The sequence below is a fragment of the Lentisphaera profundi genome, from assembly GCF_028728065.1.
GTDB lineage: Bacteria > Verrucomicrobiota > Lentisphaeria > Lentisphaerales > Lentisphaeraceae > Lentisphaera > Lentisphaera profundi.
Genome location: NZ_CP117812.1, coordinates 2,088,931 through 2,108,183, shown reverse-complemented (window position 1 = coordinate 2,108,183; position 19,253 = coordinate 2,088,931). Strand labels below are relative to the sequence as shown.

At 41.3% G+C, this 19,253-nt stretch carries 20 protein-coding genes; 13 read left to right on the top strand and 7 right to left on the bottom strand.

Translation table 11 applies throughout. The annotated features are described in order from the left end of the window. Positions 1-18: 18 nt before the first annotated feature. Entirely contained in the window at positions 19-1,020 is a 1,002-nt protein-coding gene (locus PQO03_RS19680) for a hypothetical protein (protein ID WP_274152786.1), read from the top strand. A 78-nt stretch (positions 1,021-1,098) separates the two neighbouring features. Here the strand turns inward: PQO03_RS19680 and aspS are convergent, their stop codons facing one another. After that, positions 1,099-2,874, bottom strand: a complete 1,776-nt coding sequence (gene aspS, locus PQO03_RS19675) for an aspartate--tRNA ligase (RefSeq protein ID WP_274152785.1) — start codon at positions 2,872-2,874, stop codon at positions 1,099-1,101. Between the two features lie 71 nt (positions 2,875-2,945). Further along, complete coding sequence (locus PQO03_RS19670; RefSeq protein WP_007280120.1) at positions 2,946-3,248, bottom strand: HU family DNA-binding protein; 303 nt, start codon at positions 3,246-3,248, stop codon at positions 2,946-2,948. Between the two features lie 202 nt (positions 3,249-3,450). Between PQO03_RS19670 and surE the strand changes: the two genes are divergently transcribed. Both surE and PQO03_RS19660 read left to right on the top strand, forming a co-directional pair. After that, positions 3,451-4,227 carry a 5'/3'-nucleotidase SurE gene (surE, locus tag PQO03_RS19665; protein ID WP_274152783.1) on the top strand — a complete coding sequence of 259 codons (777 nt, stop codon included), beginning with the start codon at positions 3,451-3,453 and terminating at the stop codon, positions 4,225-4,227. A gap of 9 nt (positions 4,228-4,236) precedes the next feature. Further along, positions 4,237-4,620 (top strand): RidA family protein, encoded by a 384-nt coding sequence (locus tag PQO03_RS19660; protein WP_274152781.1) that lies wholly within the window; start codon positions 4,237-4,239, stop codon positions 4,618-4,620. Positions 4,621-4,808: 188 nt separating this feature from the next. On the opposite strand, the gene PQO03_RS19655 is transcribed toward PQO03_RS19660, so the two are convergent. Continuing rightward, entirely contained in the window at positions 4,809-6,821 is a 2,013-nt protein-coding gene (locus PQO03_RS19655; protein WP_274152779.1) for an alpha/beta hydrolase, read from the bottom strand. A gap of 285 nt (positions 6,822-7,106) precedes the next feature. Between PQO03_RS19655 and PQO03_RS19650 the strand changes: the two genes are divergently transcribed. Then, complete coding sequence (locus PQO03_RS19650) at positions 7,107-7,370, top strand: pirin family protein (RefSeq protein WP_274154323.1); 264 nt, start codon at positions 7,107-7,109, stop codon at positions 7,368-7,370. Positions 7,371-7,420: 50 nt separating this feature from the next. On the opposite strand, the gene PQO03_RS19645 is transcribed toward PQO03_RS19650, so the two are convergent. Further along, a complete protein-coding gene (locus PQO03_RS19645) occupies positions 7,421-8,608 on the bottom strand; it encodes a phosphoglycerate kinase (RefSeq protein ID WP_274152778.1) in 1,188 nt (395 codons plus the stop codon). Positions 8,609-8,856: 248 nt separating this feature from the next. Between PQO03_RS19645 and PQO03_RS19640 the strand changes: the two genes are divergently transcribed. Beyond that, positions 8,857-10,032 carry a hypothetical protein gene (locus PQO03_RS19640; protein WP_274152776.1) on the top strand — a complete coding sequence of 392 codons (1,176 nt, stop codon included), beginning with the start codon at positions 8,857-8,859 and terminating at the stop codon, positions 10,030-10,032. 217 nt (positions 10,033-10,249) lie between these two features. Here PQO03_RS19640 and fusA read toward each other — a convergent pair whose 3' ends face one another. Further along, positions 10,250-12,349 (bottom strand): elongation factor G, encoded by a 2,100-nt coding sequence (fusA, locus tag PQO03_RS19635; RefSeq protein ID WP_420792875.1) that lies wholly within the window; start codon positions 12,347-12,349, stop codon positions 10,250-10,252. A gap of 182 nt (positions 12,350-12,531) precedes the next feature. Here fusA and yaaA point away from each other — a divergent pair, with 182 nt between their 5' ends. From yaaA to PQO03_RS19620, 3 genes are read left to right on the top strand one after another with little or no spacing between them, the layout of a single operon-like run. After that, entirely contained in the window at positions 12,532-13,302 is a 771-nt protein-coding gene (gene yaaA / locus PQO03_RS19630; protein ID WP_274152773.1) for a peroxide stress protein YaaA, read from the top strand. Between the two features lie 10 nt (positions 13,303-13,312). Next, positions 13,313-13,639 (top strand): cupin domain-containing protein, encoded by a 327-nt coding sequence (locus PQO03_RS19625; protein ID WP_274152772.1) that lies wholly within the window; start codon positions 13,313-13,315, stop codon positions 13,637-13,639. Beyond that, positions 13,632-14,090, top strand: coding sequence for an MEKHLA domain-containing protein (locus PQO03_RS19620; protein ID WP_274152770.1), 459 nt, complete (start codon positions 13,632-13,634; stop codon positions 14,088-14,090). The genes PQO03_RS19625 and PQO03_RS19620 overlap by 8 nt, the downstream gene beginning before the upstream one ends. Here PQO03_RS19620 and PQO03_RS19615 read toward each other — a convergent pair. Together PQO03_RS19615 and PQO03_RS19610 are read right to left on the bottom strand one after the other, a co-directional pair. Continuing rightward, positions 14,087-15,058 carry a bifunctional methionine sulfoxide reductase B/A protein gene (locus PQO03_RS19615; RefSeq protein WP_274152768.1) on the bottom strand — a complete coding sequence of 324 codons (972 nt, stop codon included), beginning with the start codon at positions 15,056-15,058 and terminating at the stop codon, positions 14,087-14,089. The genes PQO03_RS19620 and PQO03_RS19615 overlap by 4 nt on opposite strands. Positions 15,059-15,062: 4 nt before the next feature. After that, the gene (locus PQO03_RS19610) at positions 15,063-16,799 is read right to left on the bottom strand and encodes a DUF4388 domain-containing protein (RefSeq protein ID WP_274152767.1); all 1,737 of its coding nucleotides are present in this window, start codon (positions 16,797-16,799) and stop codon (positions 15,063-15,065) included. A gap of 127 nt (positions 16,800-16,926) precedes the next feature. Here PQO03_RS19610 and pth point away from each other — a divergent pair, with 127 nt between their 5' ends. From pth to rplI, 5 genes are read left to right on the top strand one after another with little or no spacing between them, the layout of a single operon-like run. Beyond that, positions 16,927-17,559 (top strand): aminoacyl-tRNA hydrolase, encoded by a 633-nt coding sequence (pth, locus tag PQO03_RS19605; protein ID WP_274152766.1) that lies wholly within the window; start codon positions 16,927-16,929, stop codon positions 17,557-17,559. After that, complete coding sequence (gene rpsF, locus PQO03_RS19600; RefSeq protein ID WP_274152764.1) at positions 17,556-17,876, top strand: 30S ribosomal protein S6; 321 nt, start codon at positions 17,556-17,558, stop codon at positions 17,874-17,876. Before pth ends, rpsF begins: the two co-directional genes overlap by 4 nt. Before the next feature lie 25 nt (positions 17,877-17,901). After that, complete coding sequence (locus tag PQO03_RS19595) at positions 17,902-18,516, top strand: single-stranded DNA-binding protein (protein ID WP_274152762.1); 615 nt, start codon at positions 17,902-17,904, stop codon at positions 18,514-18,516. Between the two features lie 35 nt (positions 18,517-18,551). After that, positions 18,552-18,788: a 30S ribosomal protein S18 gene (gene rpsR / locus PQO03_RS19590; RefSeq protein ID WP_274152761.1), complete on the top strand. Its 237-nt coding sequence runs from the start codon at positions 18,552-18,554 to the stop codon at positions 18,786-18,788. A gap of 10 nt (positions 18,789-18,798) precedes the next feature. Beyond that, the gene (gene rplI, locus PQO03_RS19585; RefSeq protein ID WP_274152759.1) at positions 18,799-19,248 is read left to right on the top strand and encodes a 50S ribosomal protein L9; all 450 of its coding nucleotides are present in this window, start codon (positions 18,799-18,801) and stop codon (positions 19,246-19,248) included. Positions 19,249-19,253: the final 5 nt, after the last annotated feature.

Genomic DNA, 19,253 nt, shown 5'->3' with positions numbered 1-19,253 from the left:
TCACTTTATGGAGTTCAGATGCAGATCAGTAATCTACTAATAATCATGTTCCTAGTTCAATTTACGAGTCCTCGTTTATTTGCTGAAGATAAAGTGAATCATGAGCCACCACCAGAAATAGCAGAGGATCATAGAAACAAAGCTTTAGATTTTATAAAGTTAAAGCAGAGCGCCAATGGCTCTTGGGAAAATGATTCAGTTCTATGTGGTTTGTGTATTGCCGCATATTTAAGCCAAGGAGAAACGCCTAAGAGTAAAAGCTATGGCAAGAGTTTAGTACGTGCAATTAATTATCTCGTTAAAGTGGATCTCTCAAAAGAATCTGAAGGCAATCGGTTTTTGATTTTAGCCATTATGGCAGAAACGTATACGATGACGGGTAACTATGATTTGGAAGCCTACTTACAGAAGAATATTCACTACCTAAGTAGGGATATTAAGGCTGTAGATAGCGAGGATGATATCCTTCAGTTACGCGCTTTTAAATCAGTGTATTCTACGGGAATTGATTTTGAAGAGAGGGAAACCTTAATCAAGCAATTTTGGAAAAAACTTGAGTTCATCAAATACGATAAAGAAGACTTGAGTTTATTTCCTTTGTTAAGTTTGTCGATACAGTCGAGCTATGGACAGTTACCAAGCCAGATGGAGGATATTTTAAAAAGATACTTTACGGAGCTTGAAAATAAGGTCTTTTTCAAAGAGCTGAGTGCTAAGCAAAAAGCAGTGAAATACTACGCAATGAATTTCTCATCATTTTATTGCGGCGGAAGCGAATGGAAAAAATGGAATGCTTTAAGAGAAAGTTATAAATGCCAAGCAGAGGATGGCAGTATAGGTATTGGAGGTAAATCTGAGCAAGATTTAACAAGTGAAGAAAAGCTTTTTCAGACGGCAATTAGTACAATTAGCGAAGCAACGATGCGGATGTGGCCAAGACAATACTTTAGATCTCGAGGAAATCATAATACACCTAAAAAAGAAGGCGAAGCGATAGAAGAGACTATAGATATTTTCTAAATATAGCTGACGACACAAATAAAAAGGCTTTTGCGAAGATCGCAAAAGCCTTTTTTTACTTAGTCTTGGAAGAAAAGCTTATTCGCTTTTTTCTTTGACATCAGTTTTGATGGAGAGTTCTTCGAGTTGATCGTCACTCACTGGTGAAGGTGATTGCGTCATGAGGCAAGAAGCTTTAGACGTTTTCGGGAAGGGAATAACTTCGCGAAGTGAGCTAGCACCAGTAAGAAGCATAACCATACGGTCAAGACCGAGAGCTAAGCCACCATGGGGAGGCGCACCAAATGCGAGGGCATCAAGGATGTGACCAAACTGATGTTGTGCTTCTTCTTGGCTAATTCCGAGAGCTTCAAACATTTCAGATTGCAACTGAGTATCGTGAATACGAATGGATCCACCGCCGAGTTCACAGCCATTGAGTACCAAGTCATAAGCGCGGGCACGAATTGAGCCACGATCATTTTGCATTTTATCGCGATCAGCTTCGTGAGGTGCAGTGAATGGATGATGCATGGCGTGCCAATCTTGTGTCTCTTCATCTTGAACGAGAAGAGGGAAGTCTGTAACCCAAAGGTAATTCCATAGGCCTTCAGGGATGAGATCCATTTGCTTGGCAATATGTAGGCGTAGTTGACCTAAAACTTCACATGAAGTGGTGAAATTATCCGCAGCAATGAGAAGTACGTCATCAACTTCAAGATTAGCCGTTGCCGTGATTGCAGCAACTTCGTCTTCAGTTAAGAATTTAGTGATAGAACTTTTCCAGCTACCATCTTCTTTTACTTGAATAGTGGCTAAGCCTTTGGCTCCGTAGAGTTGAGCATGAGCAATCCATTCTTTAATCGTTTTGTTAGTGGCGAATTTGTTGCCACCTTTGATGTTAATAGCACCAATACGTCCGCCATTGGCGAGTGTATCTGCAAAAACTTTGAACTCAGAATTTTTCAGTGCTGACTCAAGATTAATGAGCTCCATGCCAAAACGAGTATCAGGCTTATCGCTGCCGAAGCGAGTCATAGCTTCGAAATAATCGAGGCGTGGGAAAGAACTTGGGATGTCGATTTCCATCACTTCTTTCATAACCCGGCCCATAAGGCTTTCGAGTAGAGTGTAGATGTCTTCTTCGTCAATGAAGGACATTTCAAGGTCGACTTGAGTGAACTCAGGCTGACGATCTGCGCGTAAATCTTCATCACGGAAGCAACGAGCGATTTGGAAATAACGTTCAAGTCCACCAACCATAAGCAATTGCTTATATTGTTGTGGAGCTTGTGGAAGAGCGTAAAATTCACCTGGATGAACGCGGCTTGGGACGAGGTAGTCACGAGCGCCTTCAGGAGTACTTTTAGAAAGGATAGGAGTTTCGATCTCTAAAAAATTGTGCTCGTCAAAATGGTCGCGAATAGTTTTTGTGATGCGGTGACGAAGGACCATTTTCTCGGTGAGTGCAGGGCGACGGAAGTCGAGGTAACGGTAGCGTAAGCGCATCTCTTCATTAACTTTATCATCATCGAGATTGAAGGGCATCGGGCGCGCTTTATTTTCGATTTTCAGATCTTGTAGTACGACTTCTACTGCACCAGTCGCAAGCTTTTTGTTAATCATGTTTTCTGGACGGCAGCGAACTGTGCCCTTTACAGTAATAACCCATTCTTCGCGAAGAGAGTTACCCAGAGACATAAGTTCTTCACCTACATCTGGTTCCATATTTATTTGAACGAAGCCCGAGCGGTCGCGAAGGTCGAGGAAAATGAGTCCGCCTAAATCGCGACGGCTTTTGATCCAGCCAGAAAGAATGACTTCCTGATCTTTATTTTCGGGGCGAAGGTCGCCACATTTGTGAGTTCTTTTCATGGTAATTCTCGCTTGAATGATTGATACAAAAAAGGCCGGCTGAAGCCGGCCTTAGTATAAAGTGGGGTGAATTAAACTTCGATATCTTCTGGTGAGATAGTCGAAACTTTTTCTTTCATAACTTTTCCAGATTTGAATTTCACGACAACGCGCTCAGGGATGGGCACTTCGTTCTCTGGTTTATTCGGATTACGACCAATGCGCTGCTTTCTAACTTTAAGTTCAAAAACACCGAAGTTACGGAGCTCTACGTTTCTGCCCGCAGCAAGTTCATTTGTAATGTAATCAAGAGTCTTTTGAACAACGTTCATAACTTCTTGTTGATTGAGCTTTGATTCGTCGGCAATGCGAACAACGAGGTCACGTTTCGTCATAAGTTAAATCCTTTATAATAAGTATATTAAAAATAGTTAAATGCGGCTCATGGGAGCTAATAAAATCGGCAAGAACATAATCTTTAATCACTATCAATCAAGGCGTTTTCTATGATTTTGTGAGGAAAATTAAAGGCTATTGAAACTTGCCAAAAAGAGCGCATTTTAGGGTTGAAAAAATGTGTAATGAAACGGGTGAAAAATGAAAATATTAGTGACGAATGATGATAGTCAAGATTCTCCGCTTTTGGAATTCTTGTTAGATGAGTTAAAGGGTTTGGGGGACTTGGAAATTGTCGTGCCAGAAGAAGAGCAGTCTTGGACGGGAAAAAGTATTAGTCGTTTTGAGGTTCTTGAGAAAAAAGAAGTTGAGATTGCGGGGAATAAATCCTACACTGTTTCAGGGAGGCCGGCGGATTGTGTGAATTTTGGTGTATACCAACTGGGAGACGAAAAGCCAGATTTAGTCATTAGCGGTATCAATATTGGTTACAACTGTGGAGTCAGCTACATTTTGTCATCTGGAACTGTAGGTGCTTGTCTGGAGGCTAATATTGCTGGTATTCCAGCTTTATCTTTGTCGAGAAGGATGGCGCCAGAGAGTTATCAGCGTTGGTCGAATGAGCGCAGTTTTACTGAAAAAGAGATGACTCAGCTCCGACGTGAGATTAAATTAGTGATGACTGAACTTAAAAATAAATTGATGACTCGTGAAGATTTTTTATCTGAGCCTGTAACCTGGCAAGTCGAGATGCCACAGGATCTTGCTGATAACTGGAACTTGGAAGCAGGAGTTTTGGGGCATAGTTTTTATGGTAGCTTATTTGAAAAAAATCAGCAAGGAAATTTTGGCCATAATTTGAAAAGGCATGATTTAGATGAGCGAGCCAACGCGGACGTCAATATTATAGGAAGAGGCAATGTAAGCGTCGCTAAAATAGATATCCGTGTGATTGGTCAAGAAAAAATTAATCTATAAGGAATGAAGATGAAAAAGAAAATTCAAACAGATCAAGCACCGGGAGCCATAGGCCCTTATTCTCAGGCAATTGATTTAGGTGATTTGATTTTTGTTTCGGGACAAATTCCCTTAGATCCTAAGCTGGGTAGTATTGTTTCAGGAGGAATCGAAACTCAAACTGAGCAAGTGATGAAAAATATCGGAGCCATTTTAGACGCTGCTAATCTAACTTATAGCGATGTGGTGAGGGCGGAAGTGTTTCTGACCAATATGGATAATTTCGGAAAAGTGAACGAAATCTATGTACAGTATTTTTCGGAAGAGCCGAAGCCCGCACGTTTTGCTGTGGGAGTTGCGTCTTTGCCAATGAACTCATTAATAGAAATTGCGGTGATCGCAAAACGTTCTTAAGAAAAATGGGGTCGTGTAGCAGGAGCGCTTGGTAAAGAATAACACGATTACCCAGAATAGAGGGAATGATGCTTCGCATACGATAGGGACGCTGTCCCCCTCGAGCTCCCCCAGCAAGGAAATGCCTTTCCTTGACCAGGCAATTAGGGGCTTTGCACCGCTTTATGGGTAATCGTGAAGAATAATACTTAGAGCTTTTTCGCTAATTGAAGAAGTTCTTGGTAACGAGTTTTCCAGTATTTCTCTTTGTCGGCAATTCTTTGTTCAATTTCTTTGATTTCCTTCAGGTAGGCTTTTTTGTCGGATTCAGCTAGGGCGAGCCCAGCTTTGACAATGCTTTCATCTAAAGTGAGTGTGCGGCGTGATTCGATAAGTGTTCGCGCGGTTTTCAAGTCAATGATTTGGGGGTGTTTAGATTGGCAGAGGTGCCAAACTGCTGTACGGAAATAAGTGTCAAGGGAATCGTGAGTCTCCATGATTTTCAGGCAGGCCCAAAATGTGTTTTTATCCCCTACAAGAGCGGAACCATGAAGATCTTCACCAAAAGTTTTTATGGAGATGTTATCCATTTTTAGTTTACTAAGATCAGTTTTAAATTTCATTATATTTTTGCCATGGCTTGCTAGGATATTCTCATAGATCATTCTAGCTTTAAAACTTTTCCATGTGTAGGGCTCCTCACGAAGTATTTTTAAACATTGGAGGAGTAGTTTTCCTGCTTGTTTCGATTGGATTAAGTTGTTGCTCTGAGAGTAAAATTTTTCGCCAATTTCTTTATCTGTTGCGGCGGCACGCTTTTCCATGAGCCATGTAAAACTAGTTGTTTGTACATCTCGGGGAGCAGGGGTGTGACCACCGGGAAAAAATGTATCGCTAACTTCGACTCCGTGTTCCTTGAGGATATTTTTATCGCGCTCTACATAAGACTTGGCTCCTTTGTCTTTATCGCCACAGGTTCTTGCGACTTTGTACCCCGTCATTTGCCAGTGATCCTCTGGTTTGGAGCTGTAGCCTAGCCACGCGCCCATGGGGATACTGCCAGATATTTGACTATAGAAGCGTCGTGCAAAAACGTAGGTTGCAGCGCCACCACCCGACATGCCCGAAGAGAATTGACGTCCGGGTTCGAAGTGAATACGTTTATTGATGTCTCGCTTGATAGCATACCATGAATTTTTAATCTTATCATAGCTTTGATTATTGCGGCTTTCTAAATTGCCAATGAGAATAATACCTTGTGCGGCAGCTAGCTGTTTGAAGTGATTAACCATGCCGCCGCCACCTGGGCTAAAAGTGTACATGATAGGGAGTAAAACTGAACCATCGTGTTTGTATTGAGGGGGAAGGTAGACGTCATAGGAAAAAGTGGGGTAATTTAAGCATGGGATTTTGCGTGATTGCCCCGCATTAAGAGGGAAATCTAAAAATAGTTTCAGTTCTTGTTCTCGGAGTTTATCTTTTAATTGGAGAACTCTTTTTTGGAAATCAGACAGCGATGTGAGGAATAGGTCATTGAGTGTAGACGATTGACTAATGAGCGCTGATATATTTTTTAATTCAGTTTGGCTCTGCGTGAGATCTTCCTCGATTAGAGTTTGTTTCAGAACAGTGAAACGAAGAGAAGTATCTACTATTAATTGAGATTGTGTTATGTATCTATAGGCTAATGTCTGCTCTGGTGTGAGTAGCTTTTTCTTCTGTAAGAGTTTCAATAATTGTTGGGAGCTTTTAAGATCTCCGGTGAATAGTGAGTAAGAAAAACTAGCTTCAATAGAGTTTGAATAATTTGCAGATTTTAGTAGAGCATAGAAAAAACTCGTCGGCATTTTATTGTTATCGGCCTTTATCTCCTTGTCATTCATCATGTAGGAGATCGACTTATCGGAAAAATCTGTTACGCGGATTTTTTTGGAGCCTACTTTTATCTCTTTTTCGAAAAGCAAATTTTTGTTTTCTATGAGAAATTTCTTTGAGGCGACTAAAGCACTAAGTTGTTTTTCAATGATCTGTAGGCATTGTGTTATTTTGGAGGGGCTTAGCTTTTGTGTATAAAGTTTGAGTTCAGAGAGTTGTTTTGAATAAAAGTCTAAGCTGCGGTCATTTTTGTTAATGGCTAAGTAATCATGCCAAGTGTTCACTTTGTCTTGAGACCAGGCAAGATTACAATTTAAACAGATCATTAGTAGAATAATTTTTTTCACATTGGCTCCCCGTAATTCAGTTATTGCTAATAATAGCTGGGCTTAAATTGAAGGGTAGAGGCGCAGTGTAAAAATACTGTAAATTTGATGGCGGTTTTATTGGTGATAACTTGTCATTAGTTAAGTGATTTTAACTGCTCTCATAAGGCAGAAGCGATAGGCCCATGGATTTTTTTTGGCGACTTGTTAAAAAAGTGTGGTGATTTATCTGATATTTTTACGTGAAAAACTAACTATGAATAGAATTTTGTTTCTAACAAATATAGAAGAAATAACTGTCAGCTTATTGCTTCCGAAGCAGGAGTGGATGAGTCGTTTGCTATTGCTCAAAATATAAAATTTTCTGTAATGGAGCTCGAGCAGGGGAAGGCGCAGAAATACGAAGTAAAGGAAGGCCGCCTAGTGTGGTTACAGTTGGCGCGGGGAGAGCTCTTGATCAATGATGAATTGATTAGAAGTGGAGATGCTATGAGTTTCGACAGCCGGCAAAACTTAAAGATTGAAGCTAAGCAGGATGCTGAGGTTTTACTTTTTGATATGGCGAAATAAAAAAGGCCGCTGAATGATCAGCGGCCTTTTTTGTAGTGTGCGTTAAACGATTATTTTTCGTTTAAGCAAGCAACACCTGGAAGTACTTTACCTTCGAGAAGTTCGAGTGAAGCGCCGCCACCAGTAGAGATATGAGACATTTTGTCAGCAATACCGAATTTCACGACTGCAGAAGCCGTGTCGCCACCACCAATAATTGTCGTAGCAGAAGACTTGGCAAGGACTTCACCCATACCACGAGTACCGTGACTGAAAGGTTCAATTTCGAAAACGCCTAAAGGACCATTCCAAACAACAACTTTTGCGTCTGCAACTGCGTCGCTAAATTGCTTTATTGCTGCAGGTCCAACGTCAATGCCTTCCCAGCCAGCTTTGATATCGCCAGAAACAACTTCAGTATTAGCTGAAGCTGAGAAATCGTCGGCAATGACTGTGTCTAATGGAAGGATAAGCTCAACGCCTTTGGCTTTAGCTTTTTCAATGAGTTCGAGTGCAAGTGGAGCTTTATCTTTCTCGAGGAGAGAGTTACCAACATCACGACCTTGTGCGTATTGGAAAGTGTAAGCCATGCCGCCGCCAACAATAATTTTGTCAACTTTGTCAAGCATATTTTCGATAAGCATAATTTTGTCAGAAACTTTAGCGCCGCCAAGAATAGCAACGACTGGTTTCTCTGGAGACTCAAGAACTTTACCGAAGTATTCAAGTTCTTTTGCCATTAGGTAGCCAGAGATAGCTTCTACATGCTTAGCAAGGCCAACGACCGATGCGTGTGCACGGTGAGCAGAACCGAAAGCATCGCCAACGAAGATATCAGTGAATTTTGCGAATTCTGCAGACATAGCTTCGATTTCAGCTGAATCCTTAGAAGTTTCAGCAGCGTGGAAACGAACATTTTCGAGAAGAACAACTTGGCCGTTTTCGAGGGCGTTAACAGCAGCTTCAACATCAGCACCAAAGCAGTCATTGAGCAGGACAACATCTTGACCGAGAAGCTCAGTGAGACGTGCAGCTACAAGTTTAAGGCTGAATTTCTCATCACGTTTTCCGCCTGGACGACCCATGTGAGAAGCGAGGACAGCACGGCCGCCATCAGCGAGTACTTTTTTGATTGTGGGAAGGGCAGATACGATACGAAGATCATTACTGATGGCACCATCTACTACAGGTACGTTAAAATCGCAACGAATGAAGGTTCTTTTACCTTCGAAGTTTACATCATCGACAGTTTTTTTCATTTCTATATTTCTCCAGTTTAGAATAGATGCGCCTATAATAACATGAACTTAATAAAGAGCAATTTATCTTATTTAGATTCATTTACTAAGCGTGGCATAAGCATGGAATAAAGTGACTTAATTAAATATAAATAATCACTTATTGATAATTAGTTATCAATATTTCGAGATACGCACTTGATTGATAATGGATTATCAACTAGACTATATTGATAATCAATTATCAATACTTAAAAAAGGAATATGTAATGTTTAAAAAGCGATTTATCACGACTTTTAGTTTTCTTCTAGCCTCAACGGCAATAGCTGCCCCTAGTGGTAAAGGGCATACGCATACAGCTGATTCAGGGCTATGTGAGCATAGTAAAGAGGAGTTTTTCACCGGTCACATTCATACAATAAACCATTTTGATTTTAACGAGAATAATCAAAAGGTAGCAAAAACTCACACCCACGCTGACTTTATGCTTAACTTTACAGATAAAATTGGTGTATTTGTCGGCTTAAAACTTGAGCAGGATCACTCACATGGTCATGAGGAGCATGGTGGTGGCGGTCATGATGATGAAGATACTGATAACAAGTATTTCGAAGATCACGTTCTATATATTGATCAATTATATCTAGATTTAGTACTTGTAGAAGACCTTTCACTCCAAGCAGGTAAAATGAGAATTCCTCTAGGTTTTGGTTTACATGAATATCCAGGTTATTATGGTTATGAAGTCCAAGAAGAGCTAATGCTTCTTGAAAAAATTGCCTTTAATTTAAAATACGCCATGAATCTAGATAATGGTTCAGTTTTGACCTTAGATGCATCGACATTCTTTTCAGATACCACTCTCAACGAGTCTGCTATTAATGATCGTGATGGAGGAGATATTGATCATAAAGATGGTGGTCCTGCAAATACAGAAGATTTCTCTTCGTATGCTTTAGGATTCCGTCTCGATAACCTCTATTTCATGAGCGATGAATATATTCACGAATTTGTTGTACTCGGTGGTTATGCACTTCAAGCTGAAGCTGATTACAGCGATGAGCATGGTGACGATGAAGAACGTTTTGTACTTGGTGGTAAGTATATTTTCCACTATGATGAAAATATTCGTATGTCCTTGATGAATGAAGTTGTCGATATTTCTTCTGTTGGTGCTGAAAGTGAATACGATATGACTGCGATTAATTGGGGTGCTCAGTTCACGTATTACAACTGGCGTGTAGGTGGTACTTATACTGATTACCTTCAGGACCATGAAGAAGCTGACGAAGAACATAATGGTCGTCATGTTCAAGTATCTGCAGGATATTACTTCGATTTTGGTTTAGGTGTGGAAGTCGGTTATCAAAAGCTCAAAGAAGTTGGAGAAGAAGATGACTCAGAAGGGCCTGGTATTTCACTGTCCTATGTCTATGAATTTTAATTCATGTAACTAGTGTGTTGTAGCCTCGTAGATTTTCTACGGGGCTTTTTTATGGCGGTGGTATAAAGTGCTGAGGTATTTTATCTATGTGTTAGCTTGGAGAGTGTTGCGAGGGTGGAGGATAATAGTTAAAGATTATCAGACTAGATAAGAGGAAGGCAATAAAAAGCCCGGATCGTAAGATCCGGGCTTTTCTTAAGACTCTGAGATTAAAAAATTATTTTTTCTTCTCAGAGAATTCTTTTACTAATTCGTCATGGAGAGTCTTAGGTACTTTAGCGTACTTAGCAAATTCCATGGTGTATTCAGCTTTACCTTGAGTCATTGAGCGAAGCTCACCAACGTAACCGAACATCTCAGAAAGAGGTACTTCAGCGTTGATTTTACAGAAAGTTTCATCTTCTGTAGTGCCAGTGATGATACCACGACGTGAGTTGAGGTTACCCATTACAGTACCTTGGAACTCAGTAGGAGTTTCGATGTCTACAAGCATGATAGGTTCAAGGATAATTGGATTAGCTCTGCTGTAAGCTTCGCGGAAAGCACCACGAGCAGCAAGTTGGAAAGAGATATCGTCCGAGTCGACATTGTGGTAAGCACCGTCTTGGAGATCAACCATAACGTTAACAACAGGGAAGCCAATAAGAGCACCCTCTTTGAGGCAGCCACGGAAACCTTTTTCACAAGAACTGATATATTCTTTAGGAATGTTACCACCAGAAACGTTGTTCTCCATTACGAAGTCTTCTTCAGTTTTTCTGAGAGCACCAACAACTTTACCGTACTGACCACGACCACCAGATTGTTTCTTGTGAGAGTAATCGAAAGGTGAATCTTGTTCGATAGATTCGCGGTAAGCTACTTGAGGACGTCCCACTTCGAGGTCAACCTGGTATTCACGCTTCATACGTTCAACATAGATCTCGAGGTGAAGTTCACCCATTCCAGAGATAATTGTTTCGCCCGATTCTTCGTCAACACGAACGCGGAAAGTTGGGTCTTCTTTACCAAAGCGGTTAAGAGCTTTAGAAAGGTTGGCAGAATTCTTACGATCGTTAAGGATGAGTTTCATGTCGATAACTGGAGCAGGAACGAACATTGAAGTCATGTTATAACGTAGGTCACCGTTTGTGAATGTCGTACCAGTCGCACAGTCAACACCAAATACAGCGATGATGTCACCAGCTTCAGCCACTAGAATATCTTCTGTGTCAGCAGAGTGAACGCGCATGAGACGGCCGATAGAATGTTTTTTGCCGTTAGTCATGTTGTACATAGCGTCGCCTTTAGAGATTTTACCCTGGTAGACACGCATGTAAGAAAGCTGACCATAAGCACCATCTTCAAGTTTGAAGACGTAACCCACGAATGGTTTAGTTGAATCTGATTCAAGAGTTACAGAAGCTTCATCGTTATCGAGGTCAAATGCAACATTGTCAACATCATAAGGAGAAGGGAGGTAGAGTGAAACAGCATGGAGAAGCTTTTGAACACCAACGTTCTTGTAAGCAGAACCCATGAATACAGGAGTCAAACCGAGTGTGATCGTACCTTTACGAGCGGCCGCATTGACCATGTCTTCAGGTGCGTCTTCGCCATTCATGACGATCTCCATGAGCTCATCATCATACTCTGAGAGTGCTTCGAGAAGCTCTTCGCGTTTCTCAGTAGCTAGATCGAGCATGTCAGCAGCGATTTCGCCTTCAGTAACGTTTTCGCCATTTTCGCCTTCGAAGATGAATGAACGCATTTTAACGAGGTCAACTATACCCTTAAGCTCTGACTCCGCACCGATTGGTATTTGAAACATAACAGCGTTATGGCCGAGCTTAGTACGTAGTTGCTCACTAACGATGAAAGGTGAAGAACCAGGGTTATCGAGTTTGTTTACGAAAGCAATACGTGGAACATTGTAACGCTTCATTTGACGGTCAACCGTGATAGACTGTGACTGAACGCCAGAAGTACCACAAAGAACAAGGATAGCACCATCGAGTACGCGAAGTGAACGTTCTACTTCAATTGTGAAGTCAACGTGACCAGGTGTATCAATGATATTAATATTGATTTCGTTACCGCGATCATCTTCCCACTGAGCGAAAGTACATGCAGAAGTAATAGTGATACCCTTTTCTTTCTCAAGCTCCATGTGATCCATAGTAGCGCCAACACCGTCTTTACCACGAACTTCGTGGATAGCGTGGATACGGCCTGTGTAGAAAAGAATACGTTCGGTAAGAGTAGTTTTACCAGAGTCAATGTGTGCAGAAATACCAATGTTTCTCACATTGTCGAGTGGTCTAGACATAATCGTCATTTCCTTAGTTTAGTGTTTTATTATTCAAAATATTTACATCTATATAAAGACGTTAAAAATCGCCTGTGAATGTAAACCGATTTTTAGCCCTTGCAAATTGAAAAATTAGCTCTTTCTTAAAATCACTTTAAAAGCCTGAATTGAGCTAAGTTAAAAGACTTAATAATGAAGAGAGATTAGTTATGCTTTGTGTTGTTTCACCTGCGAAAACTCTAGATTACGAGAGCTCTGTACCGACAGAGAAGTTTAGCCAGCCAAGCTTTGTTAAAGAAGCGGAAGAATTAATTGGAGATTTACGTAAGCTGAATGCTGCGGGGATCGCAAAATTAATGAAGCTGAGCGAAAAATTATCTACTTTGAATGAAATGCGTTTTCATGAGTGGAATTCTGCACATGCCTTGCCAATGGCGCGTCAGGCGGTATTTGCCTTTAAGGGGGATGTTTACACGGGTATGAATCCTTATGATTTTTCTGAGACTGAAGTCGATTTGGCCAATAAGCATTTAAGAATTTTATCGGGTCTGTATGGTTTATTAAAGCCTATAGATCTTATTCATCCCTATCGTCTTGAGATGGGGACTAGGTTTGCTAACTCGCGTGGAGCTAATCTCTATGAGTTTTGGGGGACGAAAGTTACGGATGCAATTAATGCTGAGATGAAGAGCGGCGGACATGACTACTTAATAAACCTCGCGTCGAATGAATACTTCAAATCAGTAAAAAAGGCCTCTTTGATTAAGCCGCTTATTGAAGTTGATTTCCTGGACTGGAAAACTGATAAGTATAAAATCATTTCTTTTTATGCTAAAAAAGCGCGTGGAATGATGGCGGCTTACATAATAAAGAATGATTTAAAGAATCCTGAGCAAATGATGAACTTCGATACCGTTGGCTATGCTTATTGTCCAGAGCGCAGTACAGAGGATAAGTATATTTTTACGCGTAAGTTGTAGGGAGACTTGTTTGAATCTCTTTAATGATATTCCTCAGGACCTACCTGAAGAATTAGTGACGGATTTATTAAAACACAAAAGCTTGCGGATTGAACGTATTGTTTCTCAAGGACAGAGTTCCGTAAAAGATTTTTGGTATGACCAAGGTGAGTCTGAATACTTGTGTGTCTTACAGGGTGAGATAAGCTTGGAGTACCTCGACGGAAGTAAGGTCGAGCTCGCGGTAGCGGATACTTTATTGATACCTGCTCATTGCAAGCATCGAGTGGCCTATACATCTTCTGAGCCCAAGTGTATTTGCTTGGCAATATTCTATAAGGGTGTTTGTGATGATTAATAAGCGCAAAGATTCCGAAGCACAGGCTGCTATGATATTAAGTAGCCACAAAAAGTTTTTGGGTAAAGATTTATTTAAAATTTGTAATGAAGCTTCGTTAGCAGAGCAGATATTTAAAGCGCCAATGGCTATCTTATCTCACGGAGTTGAGGCGGATCCCCTTTTTAATTTCGCGAGTTCACAAGCACTCGAGCTTTTTGAGCTTAGTTGGAGTGACTTGCTTCAGATGCCATCTCGCTTGTCTGCAGAGGCGCCTAATCGCGAAGAGCGCAAAGCTCTTTTGGATCGAGTCAATCAGTATGGTTTTATAGATGATTACCAAGGTGTGCGAATTTCATCTACAGGAAAACGTTTTTTAATTAAGCGTGCCAGTGTCTGGAATCTGTTAGATAAAGAAGGAAAATACTGTGGGCAGGCCGCAGCATTCTCCGAGTGGCAGGACTTAGATTAAAATATTTTTTTATACTTATGGCAATAAGGAGTCTTGCGAGTTTTGAAATAATAATCTTGATGATAAGCTTCAGCAGGCCAGAATGTGGTGGTCTTTTTAATTTCAGTTGCAGGTTTATAGCCCTTGTCTTTTAGTGTTTGGATCAGTTTCTCTATGGTGGCTTTCTGTTCATCATCAAAATAGAAAACAGCAGGAAGGTATTGAGTGCCAATATCTGGGCCCTGGCCATTAGCTTGCTCGGAGTTATGAGTCTCGAAGTATATTTTTGCTAGAGCTTCAAAATTAGTGACCTCAGGATTATAGACAACTTCTACCGCTTCGTAATGACCAGTGAGTCCTGAACAGACTTGTTTATAGGTGGGGTTGTCTACGTGGCCACCAATATAGCCAGAAGTTGCAGAGATGACGCCAGGTACTTGTTGGAGCCAGTATTCTGTTCCCCAGAAGCAGCCCGAAGCAAAGATGGCTTTTGCTTTTTTTGGTTCAGGAATAGGTGTCGGCAGTTTGTCACCCTCAGCAATGAATTTCATAGACAGTGAATTGACGCAGTGACGAGTGTCCTTGGGGGTGAAACCTTCTCCTGAAAAGACGTGTCCTAGGTGACCATCGCAGTTTTGACAAAGGATTTCAGTTCTTCTGCCATCAGCATCAGTTTTGTGTTTAACCGCATCTTTTATTTCGTCATCAAAGCTGGGCCAGCCACAACGAGAGTCGAACTTATCCTTTGATTCGTATAAAGGAGTATTACATTTGCGACAGATGTAAGTACCGCTAGCTTTATTTTTGTCGTATTCGCCTGTGAAAGGGCGCTCGGTACCTTTTTGTTCGATGACATAAGCTTCTTCAGCTGTGAGTTTATTGTATGGCATGGCTTTGTTTCCTTTATCGCTTGCGCCAGGAGTGTTAGTCTCGGCTAATAGAGTGTTGAGAGAAAAGATGAGGCTAATAATAATGAGTATGTTTTTCATGGAATCACCTATAAATTTTTGTATCTAAGATATCGTCACAAACCATGGAGATGAGGGTCGTCCATGATGAGTCAGAGCTTGCGGGCAGTGTAACTATGGGGACGCTTTCTACTATATGGAGTTTTTCTTTAGCATAGTTTAGGCAGTCGGGTGTTTGAACTTCTGTGCTACATATGGGGCAAGTGCCAATCGATCCTTCATGGCTCATTTCGATCTTTAGCTTGTGTGTACATTTAGAGCATTCAAAAGTAAAAGTGGGTTCGTAGCCTTCCGCAGGTTCGGAGAGGAGTGCTACAGTAAATGGAACTGAAAAAACCTTGCGAAGTTTTCTGAGGCTCCTGTGGTTAGCTTGATTAGATGGGTTGTCTAAGGAGGAGATGCAGTAGATGACAGACGCACAAGTGGGGTAATCTTTTTCGAGGTTGCTCAAATAGTGGTGGTCGAGTTTTTGAGCACAGCAGATGAGATCTATGGTTGTACTTTTATCGAAGATAAGGGTCGTTCGTTTTTCTCCCTTTCGTTGTGAGCTAGTTGTCGCATGAACTTGTGAAGAGTTGGCCGCTACTTTAAGCATGGTTTCGAAGGCATGTTTTACTATGATAGGGTTATCACCTGCAAGGATTATTGCAGGGGAGTTGTGATCGATTACGAGTGATGAACTCGCATAAGGTATTTCGGAGAGTTCTTTGGCGAGGGGGAAGGATAGTTTGCTGATCGTATCTTTGCACTGTTCCATGATGTAGGTTGTACGAATACTTTGAAGAACTACGGCATTATCTTTGGTGTAGTTATCAAATGGAGGAGGAGCAATTTTTATATAGTCTGCCTTAATCATCTGATCGATCATCAGGGTAAGATGGCGCTTGTTGACTCTGACAGCATCGTAGATTTCACCAAGACTGAGGCCTGAATTAGCCATGGTTACCACTTGTTTGGCGACTCGGTTACTATTGTTTGGAAGAGATCTCGTTCCATGAATGAAGGCTAGTTCAGTGTCATTCAGGCGTTTTTTTGCGTCATTATATATGTCTACATCAAGTACACAATCCATGAGTGCTGCAGAAATATTTAGAGGCTTAGGTTTGTCGATTTGATCAGGGGCTGATTCATCTTCCGTAAATTTTATTTGTGCAAAAGGCCATGCAAGTATCTCGGTGATGGCGTCTTTTCCCGTGCAGTACTCAGTATTAGCATCAATAATTTTTCCCTTGTGAAGGATGGCTTGAGCATAGTCTTTGGAGTGGGATGCTTGTAGAATCCCTGTGGATTGTTCAGTCTCGAGAAGTTGAAAGATGCCCGGGATTTCTTTGGAATCCATTTGCGTAGAGAGTTTTACGGGGTTGTTTTTTTGTTTGATGGACCAGTTGAGTAGCTTGTCGACTCGGGCTTTGAAGATAGCTGGGGGTGTGGGGCTTGCTGAATAATCGTCAGCACCAGCGTCAAATAGTTCAGGGCATTCCTCTTCTTCCCTGTCGTTGTGGCCGAGAGCGTAGATAGGTACATCGTTAAAGTATAAGTCACTTTGTTTGATTTCTTTAATAAGCTCTAGTCCGGTGCAATCTTCGAGATTGCGGTCGATGATGAGTAGCGATATGTCAGAAATAGCAAGTAGATGAAGGGCGCGTTCACGTGTTTGTCTAACGAGAAGGTTGACGTCTTTCCTTTTGATTTGATCAAAGAAAAACATTCTAGTATCGTAGTCACTCGAGAGGGCTAATATGGTGGATTTGTTTTGGGGCATAACTGAATAATAACTCCACTTAATTCAAAAAAAAAGAAAATCATCAAATACGAGAGGGTGTATTAGCTTTTTTTACAGTTATTTTCACAGACAATTTTAAGAAATAGGTTATGAAATGTTTTCCTTTTTGAATAATCGGAGTGAAAGTGCTCCAAAAACTTATCTAGTGTGTGGCTTAGGCAACCCTGGTAGTATGTATGAAAACACACGACACAATGTAGGTTTTAAAGCGATTGACGTGCTCTTGGAGAGGTTCTCTTTAGTAGTTAAAAAGAAATGGCGTGCGGAGTATGCGGAATGTGAGTATGAGGGGGACCGGTATATTTTCATGAAGCCAATGGATTATATGAATAATTCTGGTGAAGCGATCAAGAAATTTGCTAAAAAAAACTCGATCAAGACTGAAGATATAATTGTTATCTATGATGAGATGAGTATAAAGGTGGGGCGTTTGCGGCTTCGTTTAGGAGGTAGCGCTGGTGGTCATAATGGAGTAAAGTCAATTTTACAGTATTTTGGGGGTGCTGACTTTTATCGTATCCGTATTGGGGTCGACCATCCAGGTAAGGGCGCAGATATTGCAGATTATGTACTGTCGGACTTTACTTTATCAGAAAAGGCACTCATTTCACCCGCGGTATTTGCATCTGCAGATGCTGCACTGATGCTTTGCACCAAGGGGTGTGATGCTGCAATGAACACGTTCAATGGCACGGTGCCGAGCGTTTCAAGTCAACCGAATCAGGAGACAAAAAAATGAAAAAGTATGATGCAATATTCATCTTGAATGACCGCAAGTATGAAGATGGCGGAGAAGCCTTCTCTAAAAAGGTCGAAGAACAGATCGTTGCCCTCGGTGGTAATGATGTTACAGTTAATAACATGGGTAGAAAGCAGTTTGCACGTGCAATCGGCAAGCGTACTTCAGGTCTTTACCTACGTTTCTTCCTTAATCTTCCAGAAGATAAAGTAACTGAGTTTATCGAGAGTTACCGTTTGGATAACACAGTTCTTAGAACTGTAGTATACAACTACGAGATCCCAGAAAACCCAGTTAAACTCGATCTTAATAAGTAGTAAAGGATCTTTACTGGAATAAACCATGGCATCTTTTAATAAAGTATTTTTGATGGGAAATCTAACAAGAGACCCTGAATTGAGACAGTTGGCTTCTGGTCAGGCTGTTTGTACTTTGCGTATGGCTGTAAGCCGACCGTATCGTACCGCTTCAGGAGAAAATCGTGAAGATACTTTATTTGTAGACGTAGTTGCATGGGGACGCCAGGCAGAGACATCCAATACATACCTCAGAAAAGGTTCATCTATTTTTGTTGAAGGATCACTCAGACTAGAGCAATGGCAGGATAAAACTACCGGACAATCTAGGCAGCGTCACTCAGTGACCGCAGAAAGAGTGCAGTTCTTGAACACAAGTAAATCTGATGGTGCTAGTCCTCAAGGGGATGTGCAGGCTTCGTATCAACAAGCCGCATCGGTACCGTCGATGGATGTCCAAACACCAGTTTACATGGCGCCTACTGCAGCACCAACGAGTTCCGCTATTCAACCAAGTGCCCCGATCACAGTTGATCAAGGCCAGGCAATGAATACAGCTCCAGCAGCAGTTAGTACACAAGCGCCTCAAGTCATGCAGGCGGAGATTCCTCCGGCACCTGTATTTGATGTAGATGATGTTGAAGACGATATACCTTTCTGAATCTGGAAAAATTATAATTTATAAGGAATAAGCAAATGGCTAATCCAAGAAAAAAATCAAATCGTAAAAAGACTCCTGTAAGAGCAAAAGTTTGTCGCTTCAGCGAGCAAAAAGTTACATACATCGATTTCACTGAAGCAGATGTATTAAAAAAATTCATGACTGAGGGTGGCCGTATCCTACCACGTCGTATTACTGGCGTAGGCAAAAGATATCAAGCAATGCTTGCATCAGCAATCAAACGTGCCCGCAATATCGCATTGGTAAAATAAGGAGTTTATTATGGCTATCGAAGTAGTACTTTTAGACAATATCGAAAAACTCGGTAAAGTTGGCGACACAGTTAAAGTGGCTAACGGTTACGCACGTAACTATCTTTTCCCCCGCGATTTAGCAGCACATGCAAGCGGTGTAGTGTTAAAGCAAATTGATGCACGTCGTGCTAAAGTTGCAGCTGCACATGAAGCAGAAGTTGTCGTTGCAAACGAGCTCGCAGCTAAAATCAATGAAACATCTATCACTATCCCTATGCAGGCTGGCGAAGATGATAAATTATTCGGTTCAGTAACTGTAACGGAAATTCACGACCTTCTTGAGAAAGATGGTATCGTAGTTGACCGTCGCAAAATTGCTGTTGGCGAAGCTATCAAAACATTAGGTGTACACGAAGTCTCTGTGAAAGTTCATGCAGAAGTTAGTGCTACGCTTAAAGTATGGGTGGTAAAAGCATAAACAGC